Here is a 21125-nt window from a genome sequence, read left to right on the forward strand (position 1 = left end):
GGCTCCTGTGGGCCTCAGACGTGAGCGGGGCCCCGCGGGAGTGTCCGCGGGGCGCCGCTCGTGCTGCTGGACGGCGTCTCAGGCCTTGCGGGCCCGCGTCGTCTTCTTCGCGGGCGTCGCCTTCTTGCTCGCCGTGCTGTTGGCGGCCTTGGCCGTCGTCCTGCGGGTCGCCGACGTGGCCGCGACGGCCTTCTTGGCGGTGGCCGCGCGCGGAGCCTTGACCGAGGAGGCAGCGTCGCTGATCCGGTCGGGCTGGAGGATCTCGCGCAGGAACTTGCCGGTGTGGCTGGTCGGGACGCCGGCGACCTGCTCGGGCGTGCCCTCGGCGACGACCAGACCGCCGCCGGCGCCGCCCTCGGGGCCCATGTCGACGACCCAGTCGGCGGTCTTGATCACATCGAGGTTGTGCTCGATGACGATGACCGTGTTGCCCTTGTCGACGAGTCCGGACAGCACCTTCAGCAGCTTGCTGATGTCCTCGAAGTGCAGACCGGTGGTGGGCTCGTCCAGGACGTAGACCGTGCGTCCGGTGGAACGGCGCTGCAGTTCGCTGGCGAGCTTCACACGCTGCGCCTCACCGCCGGACAGGGTGGTCGCGGACTGGCCCAGCCGGACATAGCCGAGGCCGACGTCCTTGAGGGTCCTGAGGTGCCGGGCGATCGCCGGGACCGCCTCGAAGAACTCGGTCGCCTCCTCGATCGGCATGTTGAGCACCTCGGCGATGGACTTGCCCTTGTAGTGCACCTCCAGCGTCTCCCGGTTGTAGCGGGCGCCGTGGCAGACCTCGCAGGGGACGTAGACGTCGGGCAGGAAGTTCATCTCGATCTTGATGGTGCCGTCGCCCGCGCAGTTCTCGCAGCGGCCGCCCTTGACGTTGAAGGAGAAGCGGCCGGGCTGGTAGCCGCGGACCTTCGCCTCGGTGGTCTCGGCGAACAGCTTGCGGATGTGATCGAAGACGCCGGTGTACGTCGCCGGGTTGGAGCGCGGAGTGCGGCCGATGGGCGACTGGTCGACGTGCACCACCTTGTCCACGAGGTCGTCGCCGTCCACGCGCGTGTGCCGGCCGGGCACATTGCGCGCGCCGTTCAGCTCGCGGGCCAGGTGGGTGTACAGGATGTCGTTGACCAGCGTCGACTTGCCGGAACCGGAGACTCCGGTGACCGCCGTGAACAGGCCGAGCGGGAAGGACACGTCGATGTCCTTCAGGTTGTTCTCCCGGGCGCCGTGCACGGTGAGCTGCCGGGACGGGTCGAGCGGGCGCCTGATGCCGGGCAGCGGGATCGCCTTCCTGCCGGACAGGTACTGCCCGGTCTGCGACTCGGCGTTGGCGAGCAGTTCCTTCAGGGAGCCGCTGTGCACGACCTTGCCGCCGTGCTCGCCCGCGCCGGGGCCGATGTCGACGATCCAGTCGGCGGTCTTGATGGTGTCCTCGTCGTGCTCGACGACGATGAGCGTGTTGCCCATGTCGCGCAGCCGGACCAGGGTCTCGATCAGCCGGTGGTTGTCGCGCTGGTGCAGGCCGATGGACGGCTCGTCGAGGACGTACAGGACGCCGACGAGGCCGGAGCCGATCTGGGTGGCCAGCCGGATGCGCTGGGCCTCGCCGCCGGAGAGCGTGCCGGCCGCGCGGTTCAGCGAGAGGTAGTCGAGGCCGACGTCGACCAGGAACCGCAGCCGCTCGTTGACCTCCTTGAGGACCCGCTCGGCGATCTTCTTGTCGCGGGCGTCGAGCTTCAGCCCGCGCAGGAACTCCGCGCAGTCGCTGATGGACATCGCGGAGATCTCGGCGATCGACCTGCCCATGAGCGTGACCGCGAGGACGACCGGCTTCAGGCGCGTGCCCTCACAGGTGGGACAGGGCACCTCGCGCATGTACCCCTCGAAGCGCTCACGGCTGGCGTCGCTCTCGGCCTCGCTGTGCCGGCGCTTGACGAACGGCACGGCGCCCTCGAACGGCGTGGTGTAGACGCGCTCGCGCCCGTACCGGTTGCGGTAGCGGACCTCGATCTGCGTCCTGTGGCCGTAGAGCAGGGCCTTCTTGGCGCGCTGCGGCAGGCCCGCGAAGGGGATGTCGGTGCGGAAGCCCAGGGCGTCGGCGAGGGCGCCGACCAGCCGGCCGAAGTAGTCCTTGGTGTGCCCGTGCGACCAGGGGTGGATGGCGCCCTCGTCGAGGCTCTTCTCCTCGTCCGGGACGATCAGCTCCGGGTCGACCTCCATGCGGGTGCCGATGCCGGTGCACTCGGGGCAGGCGCCGAAGGGCGAGTTGAAGGAGAAGGAACGCGGCTCCATCTCCTCGAAGGACAGGTCGTCGTACGGGCAGTACAGGTGCTCCGAGTACATCCGCTCGCGCTCGGGGTCGTCCTCGGGCAGGTCGACGAAGTCGAGCACGACCATGCCGCCGGACAGGCCGAGCGCGGTCTCGACGGAGTCGGTGAGGCGGCGCTTGGCGCTGTCCTTGACCGTGAGGCGGTCGATGACCACCTCGATGGTGTGCTTCTCCTGCTTCTTCAGCGTGGGCGGCTGGGAGAGCTGGATGGTCTCGCCGTCCACACGCGCGCGGGAGTAGCCCTTGGTCTGCAGGTCGGCGAAGAGGTCGACGAACTCCCCCTTGCGCTCGCGCACCAGCGGCGAGAGGACCTGGAAGCGGCTGCCCTCCGGCAGCTCCAGCACCTTGTCGACGATGGCCTGCGGCGACTGCCGCGAGATCGGGCGGCCGCACTCGGGGCAGTGCGGCTTGCCGATGCGGGCGAAGAGCAGGCGCAGGTAGTCGTAGACCTCGGTGATGGTGCCGACCGTCGAGCGCGGGTTGCGCGAGGTCGACTTCTGGTCGATGGAGACCGCCGGGGAGAGACCCTCGATGAAGTCGACGTCCGGCTTGTCCATCTGGCCGAGGAACTGGCGGGCGTACGAGGAGAGCGACTCCACGTAGCGCCGCTGGCCCTCGGCGAAGATGGTGTCGAAGGCCAGGGAGGACTTGCCCGACCCGGACAGGCCCGTGAAGACGATGAGCGAGTCCCGAGGCAGGTCGAGCGAGACGTTCTTCAGGTTGTGCTCGCGCGCGCCACGGACGATGAGACGGTCGGCCACGCCGGTCCGCACCTTTCTTGAGAGAAGTGACAGGGGCGGGGCCCCCGTGCTTTCTCAGACTAGGGGGAGCCACTGACAACGCCGGGCGGGATTCCAGGAGCCGCCCGGATACACAACAATCCCCGGCTCTCCAGCATGCCCGATGCCACACCCGACCTTATAGCACGTACATTCGATTTACGGCCGTCCTTCGCCGCCTTCACCCGAACGTGTGGCGGGGCTAGGGTCGGCGTCATGATTGATCACGCGCGCGACCTGGCCTCTGTGCAGGACGCAACCGAACGACTGCTGACCGCTGCCGGCAAGCTGGACAACGCGACTGTGACCGACGAGTCACGACTCCCCGGCTGGACGCGGGGTCACATCCTGGCCCACCTCGCCCGCAACGCCGACGCGCTGGTGAACGTCTTCGAGGGCCGCCCCATGTACGCGTCCGCCGAGGCCCGGGACGCCGACATCGAGCGGGACGCCCCGCGCCCCCTCGGCGTCCAGCTCGCCGACGTGCGCGAGAGCGGGGACCGCTTCCAGCGGACTGCGGCCGGGCCCGCGGACTGGTCGCGGACCGTGGAGCTGCGCAACGGCGTCACCGACTCCGCGTCCCGGGTGCCGTTCCGGCGCTGGGTGGAGGTCGAGCTGCACCACGTGGACCTCGGCATCGGCTACGAACTCGAGGACCTTCCGGCGGAGTTCGTCGAGCGGGAGATCGAGTTCCTGGCCCAGCGGTTCTCCGGACACCCGGACGTGCCGCCGACCCGGCTGACGGACGGCACGCACGCGTGGGACACGGGCCGCAAGGCGGACGAGCCCGCGGTCACCGTGACGGGGGGCCGGGCGGACCTGCTCGGCTGGCTCGCGGGCCGCCGCGACGGATCCGCCCTGACGGCGTCGGCCGGAACGCTCCCGGCGCTGCCCCCGCTCTAGCTAGCCGCGGGCGCGGTCCCCGGGCGGCTGCCCCCGCTATAGGCTGACGGCCATGACGTACAGCGGAGAGGTGAAGGTCGGCGGCCCGGCGGACGTGCACGAGCTGAAGGACCTGATGATCACCAAGATCGCGGTCGGCCCGATGGACAACAACGCCTATCTGCTGCGCTGCCGGGCCACGGACGAGCAACTGCTGATCGACGCGGCGAACGACGCGCACACGCTGCTCGGCTCGATCGGTGACGACGGCATCGCCTCCGTCGTCACCACCCACCGGCACGGCGACCATTGGCAGGCGCTGGCGGAGGTCGTGGCGGCCACACACGCGCGTACGTACGCGGGACGGGACGACGCCGAGGGCATCCCAGTGCCGACCGACGTCCTCCTGGACGACGGGGACACCGTCCGGGTGGGGCGGGTCGAACTCACCGCGCGCCACCTCGTCGGCCACACCCCCGGCTCGATCGCGCTGGTCTACGACGACCCGCACGGGCACCCCCACGTGTTCACGGGCGACTGCCTCTTCCCCGGCGGGGTGGGCAACACCCACAAGAACCCGAAGGCGTTCGCCCGCCTGATCCACGACGTGGAGACGAGGATCTTCGACGCCCTGCCGGACGAGACCTGGGTCTACCCGGGCCACGGCAACGACACCACCCTGGGCGCCGAACGCCCGCACCTCCCCGAGTGGCACGCGCGCGGGTGGTGAACGGTACGGGCCGCCGGTCTCCTGTTCCCGCCCTCGGCCGACGGCCCCGGTCGCACGCGGCGGGCGGCTACGCGTCCGCCCGCCGTGCCCCGGCCAGTGCCGCGACCCGCTCCACCGCGAACGCGTAGCCCTGCACTCCGCACCCCGCGATGACGCCGTCGGCCCGCAGCGAGACGTACGAGTGGTGCCGGAACTGTTCGCGCTGGTGGATGTTGGAGATGTGCACCTCCACCACCGGCAGCCCGTCACAGGTGTTGAGCGCATCCAGGATCGCGACGGAGGTGTGGGAGTAGGCGGCGGGGTTGATGACGATTCCGCAGTGGTTCAGCCGGGCCTCGTGGATCCAGTCGACCAACTCGCCCTCGTGGTTGGACTGGCGGAAGTCGACCGTGCCGCCGTGCGCGGCGGCCGCCTTCGCGCACAGCGCCTCGACGTCCGCGAGCGTGTCGGAACCGTAGATCTCCGGTTGCCGCTGCCCGAGCAGGTTCAGGTTGGGGCCGTTGAGAATCATGATCGGGGCGTTGGCCAGGGTACGGGGCACGGTTCCTCCGGTCCGTTCGTCCCGCGGCGGCCGATGGGCGACCGCCGCTCGGAACCCCGGTCTATCACGACACCTTGATCCTCCTACGGGTTGATGGCCAACTCCAGGTAGGCCGCGAAGATCACCAGGTGTACGCCGCCCTGAAGCGGCGTGGCCCGTCCCGGCACCACCGTCAGCGAACTGACCAGCACCGTGAGCAGGAGCAGCAGCATGTGGGTGGAGCCGAGGCCGAGGACGAGCGGCCCGGACAGCCACAGCGACGCCAGCGCGACGGCAGGGATGGTCAGGCCGATGCTGGCCATCGCGGATCCCAGCGCGAGGTTGAGGCTGGTCTGCACCCGGTCCCGCCGGGCGGAGCGCAGGGCGGCGATGGTCTCGGGCAGCAGCACGAGCAGGGCGATGATCACGCCGACGACCGCATGGTGCAGACCGGCCGCCTGCACCGCGGACTCGACGGTGGGCGACACGCCCTTGGCCAGTCCGACCACGCCGACCAGGGCCATGGCCAGCAGTCCCAGGCTGATCCAGGCGGTGCGGGCGGACGGTGCCGCCGCGTGGTCCTCGGAGGTGATCACCTCGCCCTGCCGGGTGATCGGCAGGAAGTAGTCGCGGTGCCGCACGGTCTGGGTGGTCACGAACAGGCCGTACAGCACGAGCGAGGAGATCGCGGCGAAGGTGAGCTGCACTCCGGAGAACCGCGGCCCCGGCTGGCTGGTGGTGAACGCCGGGAGCACCAGGCTCAGCGTGGCCAGGGTCGCCACGGTGGCAAGGGCGGCGCCCGTGCCCTCGGCGTTGAAGACGGCCGTGCCGTGTCGGAGCGAGCCGACCAGCAGGCTCAATCCCACCACGCCGTTGCAGGTGATCATCACCGCCGCGAACACCGTGTCCCTGGCGAGCGTCGAGGATTTGTCGCCGCCGTCCGCCATCAACGTCACGATGAGCGCGACCTCGATGACGGTGACGGCGATGGCGAGGACCAGGGACCCGAAGGGTTCGCCGACCCGGTGGGCGATCACCTCCGCGTGGTGCACCGCGGCCAGCACCGAGCCGGCGAGGACCAGGGTGATCACGCCGACGGCAGCGCCGGGGAGGGAACGCCCCCAGGTGAGGATCAGCAGGACGACCGCGAGCACCGGCACGACGATCGTCCACGCCGTCAAGAGTCCCCTGAGCCGCGCGATCATGCTGCGATCGTCGCAGAGTCCCGGAACGTTCGCATGCGCGATCAGAGGGCGGGTGCGCACCCGCTCGCGCTCAGGCATCGACCCGGTCCTTCTCCGTGTCCCCGTGGTGCTCGTCCCGTGCCTGCGTCTCGCGCACCTCCTCCACGGCCTGCCGCCTGGCGGCCAGCAGGCTGGTGACGGTGGTGACGGCCAGGACCGCGCAGATCACGCCGAGGGAGAGCGGTATGCCGATCTGGGGGACGTGTGCGCCGGACTCGTGCAGCGCGTGCAGCACCAGCTTGACGCCGATGAAGCCGAGGATCACCGACAGGCCGTAGGACAGGTGGACCAGCTTCTTGAGCAGGCCGCCTATCAGGAAGTACAGCTGCCGGAGGCCCATCAGCGCGAAGGCGTTGGCGGTGAAGACGATGTACGGGTCCTGGGTGAGGCCGAAGATCGCGGGGATCGAGTCGAGGGCGAAGAGGATGTCGGTGGTGCCGATCGCGAGCATCACGACCAGCATCGGCGTCATGATCCGCTTGCCGTTCCGCCGGATCCACAGCCGGGTGCCGTGGTAGCGGTCGGCCACGCCGAAGCGGCGCTCGGCTGCCTTGAGCAGCTTGTTCTCGTCGAACTCCTCTTCCTCGTCCCCGCCGGAACGGGCCTCCTGGATGAGCTTCCAGGCGGTCCAGATCAGGAAGGCGCCGAAGAGGTAGAACACCCACGAGAAGCTCGCGATGATCGCGGCTCCGGCGGCGATGAAGCCGGCCCGCAGCACGAGGGCTATGAGCACGCCGATCATCAGCACCCGTCGCTGGTACTGCGACGGCACGGCGAACTTGGCCATGATCAGGACGAAGACGAAGAGATTGTCGACGCTCAGCGACTTCTCGGTGATGAATCCGGCGAAGAACTCGCCGGCCGGCCGGCCGCCGCCGAAGACGAGCAGGCCGAGCCCGAAGAGACCGGCCAGGACGACCCAGACGGCCGTCCAGATCCCGGCTTCCTTGATCGACACGTCATGGGGCTTGCGGCCGATGAGGAAGTCGACAGCGATCAGGGCGGCCAGGCCGGCGATGGTCAGGATCCACAGGGACAACGAGACGTTCACAGGACAAAACGGTACCGGAATGACCAAGGAATGGTAAAGAGCAACGCCAAGAAAAGATCAAAGTCGCAGGTCAGGACAGCTTTGCGATTCCTTGAAGATGGGTGATCCGGGGCTCACGCCCCGGTTCAGCGGTCGCGTGGCTCAGCGGTTCCAGTCACGACGGGCCGCCGCGACCTGGGTGAGCACCAGCTGAAGCACCTGGCTGCCCGGCGGCACCACCGGCGGTTCATACGTCCAGGCGTGTCCGACCCAGGGGTCGGCGAGGTGGTCGTCGGGCACCGGGGTCAGTCGCAGCAGCGAACGCCACAGCGGGTCGAACAACGGGCCGTAGGCGGCGGCGTCCTCACGGTCGGCGACCATCATCAGGTGGACGCCCACGGCCGGGCCCTCGTCGGCGAGGTAGCGCAGCCGGGTCACGGCGCGGTCGTCGAACCCGTGCGGGAAGTCGTTGACGATCAGCAGCCGTTCACCGGCGTCGAAGCCGGGCGGCAGCGCGTCCGGCGCGCCCCCGCGCACGGCCATCTGCACCAGGTCGACACGCTCCGTGAGCCGGCTCAGGACGTCCGCGACCCCGGCCGCACCGGCCGCGGGCGGTTCCGCGAGCACACCCGTGCCCACCAGGGACGCCAGTGCCTGTGCTCCGGATCCCGCCGGGTCGATGACATGGATGCCGAACTCGCCCGGCGGATGGACGGCGATCAGCCGGGCCGCGTGCGCCACGGCCGCCTCCATCGCCAGACGGCGCCGTTGGCCCGCGTCGGCGAAGGAGTCGTCGGGGGACGCCCAGCGGCCGCTGTCGATCCACAGACCGCGCTCCAGCGGCAGCCGGATCAGCATGGGGATCCGCAGGGACGGGTCCTCGGGCAGGTGGAGGTCGCCGAGGCGGACCGCCATGGGGTTCTCCATCGGCACGCGGTAGCCGTGCCAGACCGGGTTGTCCCAGCGGGCGTACGCCGGTGGCAGGGCCGGCTCGACGACCTCGGACTCGTCGGTGAGCTGGGCGAGGTCTCTGTCGAGCACCGCTCTGGCCTGGTCGACGAGCTGCGCGTGCTTGGCGCGGGCCGCCTCCCGGGCGGCGTCGCCCTGACCGCCCATGCGGCTGCGCGGGTCGGACAGGACCTGGTCCAGCTCCCTGTCCATGCGCGAGTCGGCAAAGTCGACGGCGCTGCGGTAGGCGGCCGTGGTGCGGGCCAGGTCCTCGAACATCCCCCAGACCTGGTTGTAGAGCCGTTCCCCCATCGACCACCCGGTCGCGTCCCCCGCGACGGGCCGCGCGGGCTGCCCGTCGTGGCCGGCAGGCGCGGCGCCCGCCGCCGTCGGCGCCGCGGGTTGTCCTGACGGGGACGGGGAGGTGGGCTGTCCGGTAGCGGCCGGGGGTGGGGGTGCCGGCTGTCGCCGCGGGTGCCGGTAGTCGATGGTTCCGCCCGCGGGCGGAGAGGGCGGTGATCCGGCCGTGGGGGTCCCGCCCCCGGATCCCACCGAGCTCGCGGGCTGCGCCACCGCGGGTCCGGCAGTGCCGGAGACCTGTCCCTCATGGGAGGAACCCTCGTAGGAGGAGCCGTCGTGGGAGTGGCCGTCGTAGGAGGAGACGGCGGCAGCCGGGTCCGGCAGGGGCGGCGCCGGGGCCTGCTGCGAACGGGCGTCGTCCGTCGAGCGGGGCGGGGGTGTCGCCACCGCTCGGGCCAGCCCCCGGGCCACCGCCTCCTCCGCGGCGGCGGCCAGTTCACCGGCCTCGGTGAGCCCCAGGTCGGTGAGGAGTGCGGTGAGGCCGCCCGTGCAGCCCTGGCCGACGGCGCGCACTTTCCACGCGCCCTGGCGGCGGTACAGCTCCAGGGCGATCACGGCGGACTCCGCGTCCAGGCCGGTGATCGTGTAGCTGGCCAACTCGGTGCCGTCCAGGCCGGTGACCGCGACGAAGGGGGCGGCGACCGCACCGAACCGGGTCGGGCCTCCTCCAGAAGCGGGCAGGGCCAGCAGCACGTCGACGCGGTGCACCGCCTCGGGCATGGCACCGAGGTCGACGGCGAGCCGGTGGTCGGCGGCGGCCTGGCGGGACACCTCAAGACCGGGCAGGACGGGGGCGCCGGGGTGCACCACCCACTCGGCGCTCCTTGCCCTGCCGCTGTCGTCGCTGAGAGCGGCCGCCGCCACGACCGGCCGGCCGGCCGAGATCCGGATCTCCAGGCGGACCTCGGAGAGCGGGTGGTTCTGCCCCCGCACCAGCTCGGCCGTCATCGCCCTCGTCCCCCTGCTGTCATGTGCCGTGGTGCGCCACTCACCGGACCGCCCTGACTCGTCCGGACAGTCCGGGCCGTTCTACAGGTGCGGCAGGATCGTCGGCATCAGGTCCTGGAACGTGCGGCCGTTGGCGGGGACGCCGAGGGCCGTCATCGTCCAGGCGCCGTTCACGCGGTGCACCTTCGCCATGATCTGGGCGGTGTAGTCGCCACCACCCGCGAGGGTGTAGCGGGCGAGCTCCTGGCCGTTTGTCTCGTCGACCAGACGGCAGAACGCGTTCTGCACCTCCTGGAAAGTCTGGCCCGTGAAGGAGTTCACGGTGAAGACGATCTGGTCGATGTGGACGGGGACGCGCTGGAGGTCGACGAGGATCGACTCGTCGTCGCCGCCCTGGCCCGCGCCGCCGACCAGGTTGTCGCCGGTGTGGCGCACCGAGCCGTCGTCGCTCACCAGGTGGCGGAAGAAGACGACGTCGACCGGCTGCTTCTCGGCGAAGAGCACGGCGGAAGCGTCGAGGTCGATCTCACGCGTGCGCGAGCCGAACAGGCCCCGGCGCGGAGCTGCCTGCCAGCCGAGACCCATACGGACCGCGGTCAGGCTGCCCCCGTCGTTCTTCTGCAGACTGATGGCCTGACCCTTGGTCAAGTTGACGGTCACGGCTGATTCCCCTCTCCTACGCCCCTGTCGCCGCCGGTTCCGCGGCTGTCAAGAACCCTACGCAGAGGCACTGACAACGCCGCACACGGGTCCGCACTTTGTGTCGGTCTTGCAACACAGCGCAGTCGGTCAGGACAGCCCCGCCTCGCGCATCTGGCGCAGCTCCTTCTTCATCTCCGAGACCTCGTCGCGCAACCGGGCCGCGACCTCGAACTGGAGGTCGGCGGCGGCGGCGCGCATCCGCTCCGTCATCTCCTCGATCTGCCCGGCGAGTTCGGCGGCGGGGCGGTCGGTGGGCACCGTCTCCTTCGCCTTGCCCCTGGCGGACTTCGCGGGCTTGGCGGACGTGGCCGACTTGGCGGCACCGGCGGCCCTGGCACCGTTCTCACCGCGGGCCGGCACGGGGGTCTTCGCGCCCTTGCCGTCCTTCCCCTTGCGGTAGCCGGTGCCGAGCAGCTGCTCGGTGTCGACCTCCTCGCGGGCGATCTGCGCGACGATGTCGTTGATCTTCTTGCGCAGCGGCTGCGGGTCGATGCCGTTCGCCTTGTTGTACGCGATCTGCTTCTCCCGGCGGCGGTTGGTCTCCTCGATGGCCTTCTCCATCGCCGGGGTGATCTTGTCGGCGTACATGTGGACCTGGCCGGAGACATTGCGCGCGGCGCGGCCGATGGTCTGGATCAGCGAGGTGCCCGACCGCAGGAAGCCCTCCTTGTCGGCGTCGAGGATCGCCACCAGTGACACCTCGGGCAGGTCGAGGCCCTCACGCAGCAGGTTGATGCCGACCAGGACGTCGTACTCGCCGCTGCGCAGTTCGCGCAGCAGCTCGATCCGGCGCAGGGTGTCGACGTCGCTGTGCAGGTAGCGCACCTGGATGCCGAGTTCCAGGAAGTAGTCCGTCAGATCCTCGGCCATCTTCTTGGTCAGCGTGGTGACCAGGACGCGCTCGTCCTTCTCCACGCGCCCGCGGATCTCGTGCACCAGGTCGTCGATCTGGCCCTCGGTGGGCTTGACGACCACCTGCGGGTCGACCAGGCCGGTGGGGCGGATGATCTGCTCCACCTGACCGTCCGAGCGGGACAGCTCGTATGCGCCGGGGGTCGCCGACAGATACACCGTCTGGCCGATGCGTTCCTGGAACTCCTCCCACTTCAGCGGCCGGTTGTCCAGGGCGGACGGCAGCCGGAAGCCGTGCTCGACGAGGGTGCGCTTGCGGGAGGCGTCACCCTCGTACATCGCGCCGATCTGGGGCACGGTGACGTGCGACTCGTCGATGACGAGCAGGAAGTCGTCCGGGAAGTAGTCGAGCAGGGTGTTGGGCGGGGTGCCGGGCCCGCGGTCGTCGAAGTGCATCGAGTAGTTCTCCACGCCGGAGCAGGTGCCGATCTGGCGGAGCATCTCGATGTCGTAGGTGGTGCGCATCCGCAGCCGCTGGGCCTCCAGCAGCTTGCCCTGCTTCTCCAGTTCGGCCAGGCGCTCCTCGAGTTCCTTCTCGATGCCGCTGACCGCCCGCTCCATGCGCTCGGGACCGGCGATGTAGTGCGAGGCCGGGAAGACGTACAGCTGCTGGTCGTCGCTGATGATCTCGCCGGTGAGGGGGTGCAGGGTCGACAGCGCCTCGATCTCGTCGCCGAACATCTCGATGCGGACGGCCAGCTCCTCGTAGACCGGGAAGATCTCGATGGTGTCGCCGCGCACCCGGAAGGTGCCGCGGCTGAAGGCCATGTCGTTGCGCGTGTACTGGATGTCCACGAAGCGGCGCAGCAGCTCGTCGCGGTCGATCTCGTCGCCGACCCGGAGGGGGACCATGCGGTCCACGTACTCCTGCGGAGTGCCCAGGCCGTAGATGCAGGAGACGGAGGCGACCACGACGACGTCGCGGCGGGTGAGCAGCGAGTTGGTCGCCGAGTGGCGCAGCCGCTCGACCTCCTCGTTGATCGAGGAGTCCTTCTCGATGTAGGTGTCCGACTGCGGGACGTACGCCTCGGGCTGGTAGTAGTCGTAGTACGAGACGAAGTATTCGACCGCGTTGTTCGGCAGCAGTTCGCGGAACTCGTTGGCCAGCTGGGCGGCGAGTGTCTTGTTCGGCGCCATGACGAGGGTCGGGCGCTGAAGCTTCTCGATCATCCACGCGGTGGTGGCGGACTTGCCGGTGCCGGTCGCGCCGAGCAGGACGACGTCCGGCTCCCCCGCCTTGATGCGCTGGGCGAGTTCGGCGATGGCCTGCGGCTGGTCGCCGCTGGGCTGGTAGGGGCTGACGACCTCGAAGGGCGCCACCGTGCGTTCGATGTGAGAGACGGGCCGCATGACATCCACCGTACGACCTGCCACTGACAACGGGTTCTGATCAGCGGTTCTGCGGGGTGCGGGAGCGTTCGCGGACCGTCTCGCGGTCGGGGTCGCGGTGGGCGCGGACCGGGGAGCGGCGGGCGGAGTGGGCGACGAGTTCGCGCGCCGGGACGCCCGGCTTGTGCTCGACGGGTATCCAGCCGGACCGGCCGGTGATCATCAGCGGGTCGCACAGTACGACGGCACCGGTGAGCAGCAGGAAGATCAGCGGGCCGATCAGCATCGGCGTGAGCAGGGCTGCCGACGACTCCCCGCCGACAGCGCCGCCCGTGGTGTGCAGGTGGACGTCGAGGGCGGCCATGCTCGTGTAGTGCATGCCGACGCCGGCGAGTCCCATCACGAGGCCGGCGCCGACGCTCCAGAGCAACCCTTTCGCCCGCCCGGCGGCCCACAGGGACGCGGTCGCGGCGACGACGGCGATCAGCACGGAGGCCACGACGAGGGGAATGTCGTAGTCGACGGTGCCGTCGAGCCGCATCCCGGCCATGCCCAGGTAGTGCATGCTGGCGACGCCGAGGCCGGTGATCGTGCCGCCGGTGAACAGGGCGGAGCCGGTCGCGCCCCGGTAGCCGACGATGAAGATCCCGATCCCCGTCATGACGATGGCGACGGCCAGACTCGCGTACGTCGTCGGCCGGTCGTAGCCGATCGACACCTCTTCTACGGTGAAACCGGTCATCGCGACGAAGTGCATGGTCCAGATGCCCGAGCCGACCGCAGCCGAGCCCAGGGCGAGCCAGCCGGGGCGCCAGGAGCGGTCGACGAGCAGGGCGCGGGTGGTGCAGCGCAGGCCGAGGGCCCCGCCGAGGCAGGCCATGAGACAGGCCACCAGGGGAGTGACGAACCCGTAGCTGAATCCGTCGACGGTTCCGTGCATGCGCGGTCGCCCTTCCGCCCTCTCGAGTCCCGGAAATCGTGAATGCCCCCGTCCCAGGACCGCCACGCGGTCAGGGTTGACGCTGAGAGTATGACTGCCACCGGAATGGCCGAACGACTTTCCGGCAAAGAAGCACGGCCTCGCCGCAGATGTGCGGCATCCGTGAGCGGGCTCGGGCGGATCCGTGCGGGCTGCGATCCCACCCGTGGCCCATCTGCGAGCGCCTCGTTGACCCTGTGCTGTCAGTCTTGTGCTGACCGTGGTCGTTCGTCGCGAGGAGTACGCATGCACGCGCGCGCAGTCGCCGCCCTGGCCACCGCTCTCGCGGCGGCCGCCGCCCTGTTCCTGCCCGCCTCGGGGGCACGGGCTGCCGATACCCAACGGCCGCAGCCCGTGGTCGTCGCCCACCGGGGCGCGTCCTCGCATGCCCCGGAGAACACGCTGCCCGCCGTCGACAAGGCGAAGGCGCTCGGCTTCTCCTGGGTGGAGAACGACGTACAGCGCACCAAGGACGGCGAACTCGTGGTCGTCCACGACGCCACCTTGAAGCGGACGACCAACGTCGAGCAGCTCTTTCCCGGCCGGGCTCCCTGGAACGTGAAGGACTTCACCGCCGCCGAGATCGCCCGCCTGGACGCGGGCAGCTGGTTCTCCCCCGCCTTCGCGGGCACGCGCGTGCCGACGCTCGACCAGTACATGCGCCGGCTCGAGCACAACCACGAGAAGCTGCTCCTGGAGATCAAGAACCCCGAGCTGTACCCGGGGATCGAGACACAGACCCTCAAGGTGCTCGCCAACGACGGCTGGCTCGACCAACGGCACCTGGCGAGCCGTCTCATCGTGCAGAGCTTCAGCGCCGACAGCGTACGGATCGTGCACGCGCTGAAGCCCGCTGTCCGGACCGCCCTCCTCGGCCGTCCGGACCCGGCCGACCTGCACCGGTACGCGGCCTTCGTGGATCTGATCAACCCTTCGTACGGCACGCTGTCGGCCGATTACATGGCGGCCGTCCGCGCGCACCGGGGACCGCACGGCGCCCCGCTGGGGGTCTTCGTCTGGACGGTGGACGACGCCGCCCACGCCCGGACCGTCGCCGGCTACGGCGTGGACGGCATCATCACGAACAAGCCGGAAGTGGTGCGCGCGGCGCTCAAACCCGTCTGATCCCACGACGGCGCAGGTCGGAGGGCGTTGTCAGTGGTGGGTCGTACCGTAATCGCATGGACAGCCACGAGCAGGACGGGCAGCGGGCCGTGCGGGACGGACAGCGGGTCGTATGGGCCGTCGTCGGTACCGGCATCGGCCCACTGCTGCTGGCAGCGACCCCCGAAGGCCTGGTCAACGTCGTCTTCCACGCCACCGACGCGGTACGGGAGCGCGCGCTGGCCCGGCTGGCGTCCCGGCTGGGCACCGAACCGGTCGAGGCGCCCGACTCCCCGTTGCTCACGGAGGCGATACACCAGGTGCGGGCGTACTTCGCCGGCGAGCGGCAGGACTTCGAGCTGCCGCTGGACTGGTCGCTGATCTCCGGCTTCAACCGGCAGGTGCTGCGTGAACTGGCGTCGGGCGTGCCGTACGGCTCGGTCGTCGGGTACGGCGATCTGGCCGACCGGGTGGGGCAGCCGGGTGCCGCCCAGGCGGTGGGGGCGGCGATGGGCGCCAATCCGCTGCCGGTGGTCGTGCCGTGCCATCGGGTCGTCGAGAGCGACGGGGGCATAGGCGGCTTCGGCGGCGGCCTGGAGGCCAAGCGCAGGCTGCTCGCACTGGAAGGCGTGCTGCCCGAGCCGCTGTTCTGAGACGCCGGCCGCACCGGCAACCACGTTCACGCAGGCATGTTGCCGGTCGCGCGTCCTGGGCTGATGCCATGCGGTGCGGGCTGCAGGGGTTTGACCCGGTACGGCACCCGCCAGAGATGAGAGGAGAGCCCGACAGACGGGAGGCAGGCACGTGCTGGTGGTGTCCGAAGAGGTACGGAAGGCGCTGGCGGCGCGTCGACCCGTGGTGGCCCTGGAGTCCACGATCATCGCCCATGGGCTGCCGCGCCCACGCAATCTCCAGGTGGCGCTGGAGCTGGAGGACGCGGTACGGCAGGAGGGTGCCGTGCCCGCGACCATCGCGGTGCTGGACGGCCATCCCCATATCGGTCTGGACAAGGGGCAGTTGGAGCGGGTCGCGAACGAGGAGGGGATGCGCAAGCTCGGCCACCGCGACCTGCCGCTCGCGACGGCCGCGCGGGCGAGCGGCGCGACCACGGTGTCGGCGACGGCGCTGCTGGCCTCCCTGGCGGGCATCCGTGTGTTCGCCACGGGCGGGCTCGGCGGTGTGCACCGGGAATGGACCGTGACGCAGGACGAGTCCGCCGACCTCGGGCTGCTGGCGCGCACGCGGATCACGGTCGTGTGCGCGGGGGTCAAGTCGATCCTGGACGTTCCGGCGACCTTGCAGCGGCTGGAGACGCTGGGGGTCGCGGTGGCCGGGTACCGCACGGACCGCTTCCCCGGCTTCTACCTGTCCGACTCCGGGCACCCGGTGGACTGGACGCTGCGGACGCCGGAGGACGTGGCCGAGGTCATGCGGGCGCAGAACGCGCTCCGGGCGCCGGAGTCGGCGCTGATCGTCGCCAACCCCGTACCGCCTCAGGAGCAGTTGGACCCCGAACTGCACGCGCGGGTGCTCGCCGACGCGCTGCACGCGTGCGCGGAGGAGGGCGTCACGGGGCAGGCGGTGACCCCGTTCCTGCTCGACTACCTGGTGCGGCACACCGACGGCGCCTCACTGCGCGCCAACCTGGCGGCGGTGCGCGGCAACGTACGGCTGGCGGCGCTGATCGCGGCGGCGTGGGCCCTGCCGTGACGGCCGGCGGAGCGCTGCTGGTGGTCGGGGACGTCGTGACGGATGTTGTCGTACGGCATCGCGGGCCGCTCGCCACCGGCACCGACACCTCCGCCGCGGTCCGGATGCTGCCGGGCGGGGCGGGGGCCAACGTCGCCTGCTGGGCGGCCCACAGCGGGTGCCGGGAGGTCCGGCTGCTGGGGCGGGTGGGCGCGGAGTCGGCGGGCTGGCACGAACGGGCGCTGATCTCCTCGGGGGTGCGTCCCCACCTGGTGGTGGATCCCGGGGCGCCGACCGGGACGGCGGTCTGCCTCGTCGACTCCTCGGCGGCGGCCGAGCGCACGTTCCTCACGGACAGCGGGGCATCGCTTCGCCTGGAGGCGGGCGACTGGTCCGACCCGCTGCTCGACGGGGTGGCCCGGCTGCATCTGTCGGGCTACCTGCTGTTCTCCGGAACGGGCCGGGCACTGGTGGCGCGGGCCGTCACCGCGGCCCGCGCGTGTGGTGTGCCGGTGAGCCTGGATCCCGCGTCGGCCGGATTCCTCGTCACGCTGGGCGTGGACCGGTTCCTCGCGCTCGTCGAGGGGGTGGACGTGCTGCTGCCGAGCCGCGACGAGGCCTGCCTGCTGACGGGCCTGCCCGATCCGGCGGACGCGGCGGCCGAGCTGAGCCGCCGCGTCCCGCTGGTGGTGGTGAAGCAGGGCGCCGCCGGAGCGCGGGTGGCGTCTACGGGCACTGTCCGCGCCCATGTACCCGCGGTGCCGGCCGTCCCTCGGGACACCACGGGCGCGGGTGACGCCTTCACCGGCGCCTTCCTCGCCGCCCTGCTGGCCGGCGCCACTCCCGAGACGGCGGCGGCCCAGGGCTGCGCGGCGGGCGCGCTCGCGGTGGCACAGGTGGGCGCGAGGCCTCCGGGAGCCCGGTGCTCTTCCGAGGTTTTCCGAGCCCTGTGACCTTCGAAGGCCTTCGGAGCCGGTGACTTTTCGGGTCGGCGGGCCCGAGGCGCTACGGCTTGGTGCCCCAAGCAGAGATCATCGGCGCCGTGGTCAGGTCCATGGTGCCGGAGGCCACGTTGGCCAGGTGCTGGTCGATCTCCTCATCGGTGGCCAGACCCGCGGTGACGAGTCGGGCGCGGATCTGCCGGACCGTGGCGGACTCCAGGGCGGTACAGGCCGGGGAGGTGACCGGGAAGTAGGCGTCGGCCTCCACCTGCTGGAGGCCGGCCTCGCGCAGCAGGCGCGGGAGTCTGCGGCCGTAGGAGAGGTCGGCGCCGCGGTCGGCCAGCAGGCGGCGGAAGCCGTGGCGCAGCCGGTTGGCCAGTTCCTCCGCGGGGCCGTGCTCGTCCGGGCAGAGCAGGGGCTGGAGCGCGGGGTCGGCGTCCTCCAGCAGCAGCCGTCCACCGGGGCGCAGCGCCTTGATCATGGACCGCAGTGCCCGTTCCCGGTCCGGCACGTGGACGAGGACGAGCCGGGCGTGCACGAGGTCGAAGCCCTCCCCCGGCGGCTCCTCCGCGCCCACGTCGTGGACCCTCACCTCCACCGGCGGGCGGGCGGACCCGGCGATCAGCGAGGTGTCGATGTCGGTCGCGACGACCGTGCCGGTGGGGCCGACCCGTTCGGCCAGCCAGGAGACGACTGAGGTTCCGCCGGCGCCGACCTCCCAGCAGCGCCACCCGGGTCCGACGCCGAGTCCTTCGAGGTGGCGGAACGTCGTGGGATCGAAGAGGGCCGCGAAGGCGTCGAAGCGCTCGCCCGCCTCGGCCTGCCGGTTGGCGAGCAGATATCCACCGCCGTCCGTGCCCTCGTGACGGCCCCCGTCCCGGTCCGCGCCCTGGCTCTCGTCCCGACCCTCGCCCCCGTCCTCGCCGTGCTCCATGTCCGTGCCCGAAGGCCCCTCCGCCTGCCCGTCGCTGTTCCTCATACCGCGATCATCCCAGCCTCCTTCGACGCCGGCCGCGTTCATCCACAGGCGGGAACAAAGCGGAACGTGCGGTTTCCACAGGCTTGCCCGGCACTCATGTGAGCCTGGCAGACTGGCTCGACCAGGCGGCAAAAGGTGCACGCGAGGAGATCCGGATGTCCATGGCGGGGAATCTGCGGAAGGTGGCTCGGCTGGCCCGAGGGCGGCGCCGGGTCGACCTGAGCCATCCTGCCCGGTCCCCGCTGGGCTCCTCCGTGGTGAACTGCGTGGCCTACCAGGACGGCGAGCGGGTCCCGGACGCCGGCGATCTGGTGGAGGCCGTGACGCGGGTGCGCAAGGCCCGTGACGGTTTCGTCTGGCTGGGGCTGCACGAGCCGACGGACGAGGAGTTCGCGGGCATCGCGGACCTCTTCGACCTGCACCCGCTGGCGGTGGAGGACACGGTCAAGGCGCATCAGCGCCCGAAGGTGGAGCGGTACGGCGAGACGCTGTTCGCGGTGTTCAAGACGGTCTGCTACGTCGAGCACGAGAAGCTGACGGCGACGAGCGAGGTGGTGAGCACCGGCGAGATCATGGTGTTCACCGGGCAGGACTTCGTGATCACCGTGCGGCACGGGCGCCACGGCTCGCTCGGTCCGCTGCGCGAGGAGCTGGAGTCCGTTCCGGCGCAGCTCGCCAAGGGTCCTGCGGCGGTGTTGCACGCGATAGCGGATCACGTGGTCGACGACTATCTGAGCGTCACCGGCTCCTTCCAGGAGGACATCGACGAGGTGGAGACCGAGGTGTTCGCGGAGGACGGCGAGCGTGTCGATCCGGGGCGGATCTACCAGCTCAAGCGGGAGCTGCTGGAGCTGAAGCGGGCCGTCGTGCCGCTGGGCCGACCTCTGGAGGAGCTCTCCGCCCGTCCGATGCGGGTGGTCGGCCCGGAGATACAGGCGTACTTCCGGGACGTCCTCGACCATCAGACGCGGGCCAAGGAGCAGATCGCCGCCTTCGACGAACTGCTCAACTCGATTCTGCAGGCCCATCTCGCGCAGGTGACGGTGGCGCAGAACGAGGACATGCGCAAGATCACCGCCTGGGCCGCGGTGATCGCCGTGCCGACCATGGTGTGCGGGGTGTACGGCATGAACTTCGAGGTGATGCCGGAGCTCCACTGGCGCTACGGCTATCCGCTGGTCATCTGCCTGATATCCGCCATCTGTCTGTCGCTGTACCGCGGCTTCCGCCGCAACGGCTGGCTCTGACCCGAGGCGGCGCCGGGCTCAGCCGTTCCAGGCCGGGTGCCTGAGGTCGTCGGCGCGTACCAGGACGTCGGCGGTGCGGGCCGGGTCGGTCTCGGCGTCGTAGCGCTCGAAGGCGGGCAGCGTCCAGTGCTCGGCCTCCGGAGTGCGGCGGCGCAGGGCGCCCGGGGAGAGGAGGACGTGGACGGTCAGGTCGAAGGGGAACCAGTGCCGCAGCAGGAGGGGGCCGTGCAGCAACAACAGGGCGCCGGGCGGGAGCTGGACGTAGTCGCTGCGGGTGGCGCGGTCGGTCACCGGGTCCCGCAGGTCGGGCAGCACGCGTCCGTCACCGCCGGGTTCGAGCGGACCGAAGACCTCGCGCCACAGGGCGCCGGTGTCGAGCCAGCCGTTGTAGTAGGACTCCTCGTCCCGGTGGCCGTGCTCCAGGCGCAGGGAGGCCGGGCGCAGGAAGCCCTCGGTGCCGACCACCACCGCGGGCCGGCCGAGCGGCCGCAGTGCCTCGGCGACGCGGTGGGCCAGGTCGCCCGGGAGGGCGGCGGGGGCGCCGTCGAAGGCGATGCGGGGCCAGGGGCTGCCGTCGGCCGGCTTCAGGTCGAGCAGGCGCTCCGCGAGGAGGTCGCCGAGCCGTTCCCAGGTGATCGCTTGAAGTCGCACACGGCCCATGATGCGCCAGGGCGGGAGCGGGAGGCGGCGGGAGGGGCGTCCGGGCGCGGGCCCGGGAATGTACGACCTATGGCCCCACACACGGGCTCGCGCATGGCCTCACGTACGGTCCCGCTGCCCGTGCCTCGGCCGTCCGACGGGCTTCTCGTCGTCCAGCCGGTGCGCCGCAAGCACTGCGCCGCGTGCCGGCGCGGCCCGCTGCCGCTGCTCGTGCTGGAGGAGGGGGTGCCGCGGTGTCTGGACTGCGCCGACCTCGGGCACCTGGTCTTCCTGCCGCGGGGCGACACCGCGCTGACGCGCCGGTCGCGGGAGGAGAGCGCGCTGTCGGCGGTGGTGGTGCGGTTCAACCGGCGCAGGAGCCGTTACGAGCGGCAGGGCGTCCTCGTCGAGGAGGCGGCGCTGGCCCGCGCGGAGCAACGGTGTCTGGCGGACGCCGAGGCCCGGCGCCGGCGCCGGGCGCGCGACGCCCGGCGGCGCGCGGCGGAGGACATACGCGTCACGGACGCGTTCGCGGCGGAGGTCCTGCGGCTCTTTCCCTCCTGCCCGCCGGACCGCGCTCGGTCCATAGCCGCGCACGCCTCTCTGCGCGGCAGCGGACGGGTCGGCCGCAGCGCGTCGGGGCGCGCCCTGTCCGAGACCGCCATCACCTCGGCGGTCACGGCCTCCGTCCGCCACCAGGACACGCCCTACGACCGGCTGCTGATGAGCGGGGTGGCTCGTCCCGAGGCACGGCGGCGGATCAGGCCGGTGGTGAACTCGGTGCTGCTGGGCTGGCGGGAGCGGCGACCGCACGCCTAGCACCCACCCGAGCGGGGA

Annotated in this window: 18 protein-coding genes; 8 read left to right on the plus strand and 10 right to left on the minus strand. The window is 71.1% G+C overall.

Annotated features, from left to right (window positions below; all coding sequences use genetic code 11):
* Positions 1 to 78: 78 nt before the first annotated feature.
* A complete protein-coding gene (gene uvrA / locus ACIP4X_RS00885) occupies positions 79 to 3087 on the minus strand; it encodes an excinuclease ABC subunit UvrA (protein WP_401345989.1) in 3009 nt (1002 codons plus the stop codon).
* Positions 3088 to 3321: 234 nt separating this feature from the next.
* On the opposite strand from uvrA, the gene ACIP4X_RS00890 reads away from it, so the two are divergent.
* Both ACIP4X_RS00890 and ACIP4X_RS00895 read left to right on the plus strand, forming a co-directional pair.
* A complete protein-coding gene (locus ACIP4X_RS00890) occupies positions 3322 to 4008 on the plus strand; it encodes a maleylpyruvate isomerase family mycothiol-dependent enzyme (protein ID WP_391453637.1) in 687 nt (228 codons plus the stop codon).
* A 52-nt stretch (positions 4009 to 4060) separates the two neighbouring features.
* Positions 4061 to 4717 carry an MBL fold metallo-hydrolase gene (locus ACIP4X_RS00895; RefSeq protein WP_401345992.1) on the plus strand — a complete coding sequence of 219 codons (657 nt, stop codon included), beginning with the start codon at positions 4061 to 4063 and terminating at the stop codon, positions 4715 to 4717.
* Positions 4718 to 4784: 67 nt separating this feature from the next.
* Here ACIP4X_RS00895 and aroQ read toward each other — a convergent pair whose 3' ends face one another.
* The 7 genes from aroQ to ACIP4X_RS00930 all read right to left on the minus strand — a co-directional run bounded on the left by aroQ (position 4785) and on the right by ACIP4X_RS00930 (position 13650).
* Complete coding sequence (aroQ, locus tag ACIP4X_RS00900) at positions 4785 to 5258, minus strand: type II 3-dehydroquinate dehydratase (protein WP_358732682.1); 474 nt, start codon at positions 5256 to 5258, stop codon at positions 4785 to 4787.
* Positions 5259 to 5341: 83 nt separating this feature from the next.
* Entirely contained in the window at positions 5342 to 6442 is a 1101-nt protein-coding gene (locus tag ACIP4X_RS00905; RefSeq protein WP_358732760.1) for an ionic transporter y4hA, read from the minus strand.
* Positions 6443 to 6512: 70 nt separating this feature from the next.
* Positions 6513 to 7532: a TerC family protein gene (locus ACIP4X_RS00910; protein ID WP_358732684.1), complete on the minus strand. Its 1020-nt coding sequence runs from the start codon at positions 7530 to 7532 to the stop codon at positions 6513 to 6515.
* Between the two features lie 141 nt (positions 7533 to 7673).
* The gene (locus ACIP4X_RS00915; protein ID WP_401345996.1) at positions 7674 to 9767 is read right to left on the minus strand and encodes a TerD family protein; all 2094 of its coding nucleotides are present in this window, start codon (positions 9765 to 9767) and stop codon (positions 7674 to 7676) included.
* Positions 9768 to 9848: 81 nt separating this feature from the next.
* Positions 9849 to 10427 carry a TerD family protein gene (locus tag ACIP4X_RS00920; protein WP_358732688.1) on the minus strand — a complete coding sequence of 193 codons (579 nt, stop codon included), beginning with the start codon at positions 10425 to 10427 and terminating at the stop codon, positions 9849 to 9851.
* 129 nt (positions 10428 to 10556) lie between these two features.
* Positions 10557 to 12731 (minus strand): excinuclease ABC subunit UvrB, encoded by a 2175-nt coding sequence (uvrB, locus tag ACIP4X_RS00925; RefSeq protein ID WP_358732689.1) that lies wholly within the window; start codon positions 12729 to 12731, stop codon positions 10557 to 10559.
* A 40-nt stretch (positions 12732 to 12771) separates the two neighbouring features.
* Entirely contained in the window at positions 12772 to 13650 is an 879-nt protein-coding gene (locus tag ACIP4X_RS00930; RefSeq protein ID WP_358732691.1) for an MHYT domain-containing protein, read from the minus strand.
* A 285-nt stretch (positions 13651 to 13935) separates the two neighbouring features.
* Here ACIP4X_RS00930 and ACIP4X_RS00935 point away from each other — a divergent pair, with 285 nt between their 5' ends.
* The 4 genes from ACIP4X_RS00935 to ACIP4X_RS00950 all read left to right on the plus strand — a co-directional run bounded on the left by ACIP4X_RS00935 (position 13936) and on the right by ACIP4X_RS00950 (position 17435).
* The gene (locus ACIP4X_RS00935; protein WP_358732692.1) at positions 13936 to 14814 is read left to right on the plus strand and encodes a glycerophosphodiester phosphodiesterase family protein; all 879 of its coding nucleotides are present in this window, start codon (positions 13936 to 13938) and stop codon (positions 14812 to 14814) included.
* 56 nt (positions 14815 to 14870) lie between these two features.
* The gene (locus ACIP4X_RS00940) at positions 14871 to 15446 is read left to right on the plus strand and encodes a methylated-DNA--[protein]-cysteine S-methyltransferase (protein WP_358732694.1); all 576 of its coding nucleotides are present in this window, start codon (positions 14871 to 14873) and stop codon (positions 15444 to 15446) included.
* 151 nt (positions 15447 to 15597) lie between these two features.
* Positions 15598 to 16503 carry a pseudouridine-5'-phosphate glycosidase gene (locus tag ACIP4X_RS00945; protein ID WP_401346001.1) on the plus strand — a complete coding sequence of 302 codons (906 nt, stop codon included), beginning with the start codon at positions 15598 to 15600 and terminating at the stop codon, positions 16501 to 16503.
* Positions 16488 to 17435: a carbohydrate kinase family protein gene (locus ACIP4X_RS00950; RefSeq protein WP_401346004.1), complete on the plus strand. Its 948-nt coding sequence runs from the start codon at positions 16488 to 16490 to the stop codon at positions 17433 to 17435. Before ACIP4X_RS00945 ends, ACIP4X_RS00950 begins: the two co-directional genes overlap by 16 nt.
* A gap of 52 nt (positions 17436 to 17487) precedes the next feature.
* On the opposite strand, the gene ACIP4X_RS00955 is transcribed toward ACIP4X_RS00950, so the two are convergent.
* Positions 17488 to 18402, minus strand: coding sequence for a methyltransferase domain-containing protein (locus ACIP4X_RS00955; RefSeq protein WP_401346006.1), 915 nt, complete (start codon positions 18400 to 18402; stop codon positions 17488 to 17490).
* Positions 18403 to 18557: 155 nt separating this feature from the next.
* Between ACIP4X_RS00955 and ACIP4X_RS00960 the strand changes: the two genes are divergently transcribed.
* The gene (locus tag ACIP4X_RS00960; RefSeq protein ID WP_401346007.1) at positions 18558 to 19649 is read left to right on the plus strand and encodes a magnesium and cobalt transport protein CorA; all 1092 of its coding nucleotides are present in this window, start codon (positions 18558 to 18560) and stop codon (positions 19647 to 19649) included.
* Positions 19650 to 19667: 18 nt separating this feature from the next.
* On the opposite strand, the gene ACIP4X_RS00965 is transcribed toward ACIP4X_RS00960, so the two are convergent.
* Positions 19668 to 20309 carry a uridine kinase gene (locus tag ACIP4X_RS00965; protein WP_358732703.1) on the minus strand — a complete coding sequence of 214 codons (642 nt, stop codon included), beginning with the start codon at positions 20307 to 20309 and terminating at the stop codon, positions 19668 to 19670.
* 93 nt (positions 20310 to 20402) lie between these two features.
* Here ACIP4X_RS00965 and ACIP4X_RS00970 point away from each other — a divergent pair, with 93 nt between their 5' ends.
* Positions 20403 to 21107: a DUF2293 domain-containing protein gene (locus ACIP4X_RS00970; protein ID WP_358732705.1), complete on the plus strand. Its 705-nt coding sequence runs from the start codon at positions 20403 to 20405 to the stop codon at positions 21105 to 21107.
* The last annotated feature ends 18 nt before the right edge of the window (positions 21108 to 21125 follow it).

Origin of the sequence: Streptomyces sp. NPDC088817 (assembly GCF_044750345.1) — a bacterium.
Lineage (GTDB): Bacteria > Actinomycetota > Actinomycetes > Streptomycetales > Streptomycetaceae > Streptomyces.

What these genes read in the sequence shown, in the direction of transcription:
- ACIP4X_RS00895 (WP_401345992.1), top strand. Translation starts at nt 4,061, where the DNA reads ATGACGTACAGCGGAGAGGTGAAGGTCGGCGGCCCGGCGGACGTGCAC.
- ACIP4X_RS00905 (WP_358732760.1), bottom strand. Translation starts at nt 6,442, where the DNA reads ATGATCGCGCGGCTCAGGGGACTCTTGACGGCGTGGACGATCGTCGTG.
- ACIP4X_RS00970 (WP_358732705.1), top strand. Translation starts at nt 20,403, where the DNA reads ATGGCCTCACGTACGGTCCCGCTGCCCGTGCCTCGGCCGTCCGACGGG.
- ACIP4X_RS00935 (WP_358732692.1), top strand. Translation starts at nt 13,936, where the DNA reads ATGCACGCGCGCGCAGTCGCCGCCCTGGCCACCGCTCTCGCGGCGGCC.
- ACIP4X_RS00965 (WP_358732703.1), bottom strand. Translation starts at nt 20,309, where the DNA reads ATGGGCCGTGTGCGACTTCAAGCGATCACCTGGGAACGGCTCGGCGAC.
- ACIP4X_RS00955 (WP_401346006.1), bottom strand. Translation starts at nt 18,402, where the DNA reads ATGAGGAACAGCGACGGGCAGGCGGAGGGGCCTTCGGGCACGGACATG.
- uvrB (WP_358732689.1), bottom strand. Translation starts at nt 12,731, where the DNA reads ATGCGGCCCGTCTCTCACATCGAACGCACGGTGGCGCCCTTCGAGGTC.
- ACIP4X_RS00940 (WP_358732694.1), top strand. Translation starts at nt 14,871, where the DNA reads ATGGACAGCCACGAGCAGGACGGGCAGCGGGCCGTGCGGGACGGACAG.
- ACIP4X_RS00930 (WP_358732691.1), bottom strand. Translation starts at nt 13,650, where the DNA reads ATGCACGGAACCGTCGACGGATTCAGCTACGGGTTCGTCACTCCCCTG.
- ACIP4X_RS00960 (WP_401346007.1), top strand. Translation starts at nt 18,558, where the DNA reads ATGTCCATGGCGGGGAATCTGCGGAAGGTGGCTCGGCTGGCCCGAGGG.
- ACIP4X_RS00915 (WP_401345996.1), bottom strand. Translation starts at nt 9,767, where the DNA reads ATGACGGCCGAGCTGGTGCGGGGGCAGAACCACCCGCTCTCCGAGGTC.
- ACIP4X_RS00890 (WP_391453637.1), top strand. Translation starts at nt 3,322, where the DNA reads ATGATTGATCACGCGCGCGACCTGGCCTCTGTGCAGGACGCAACCGAA.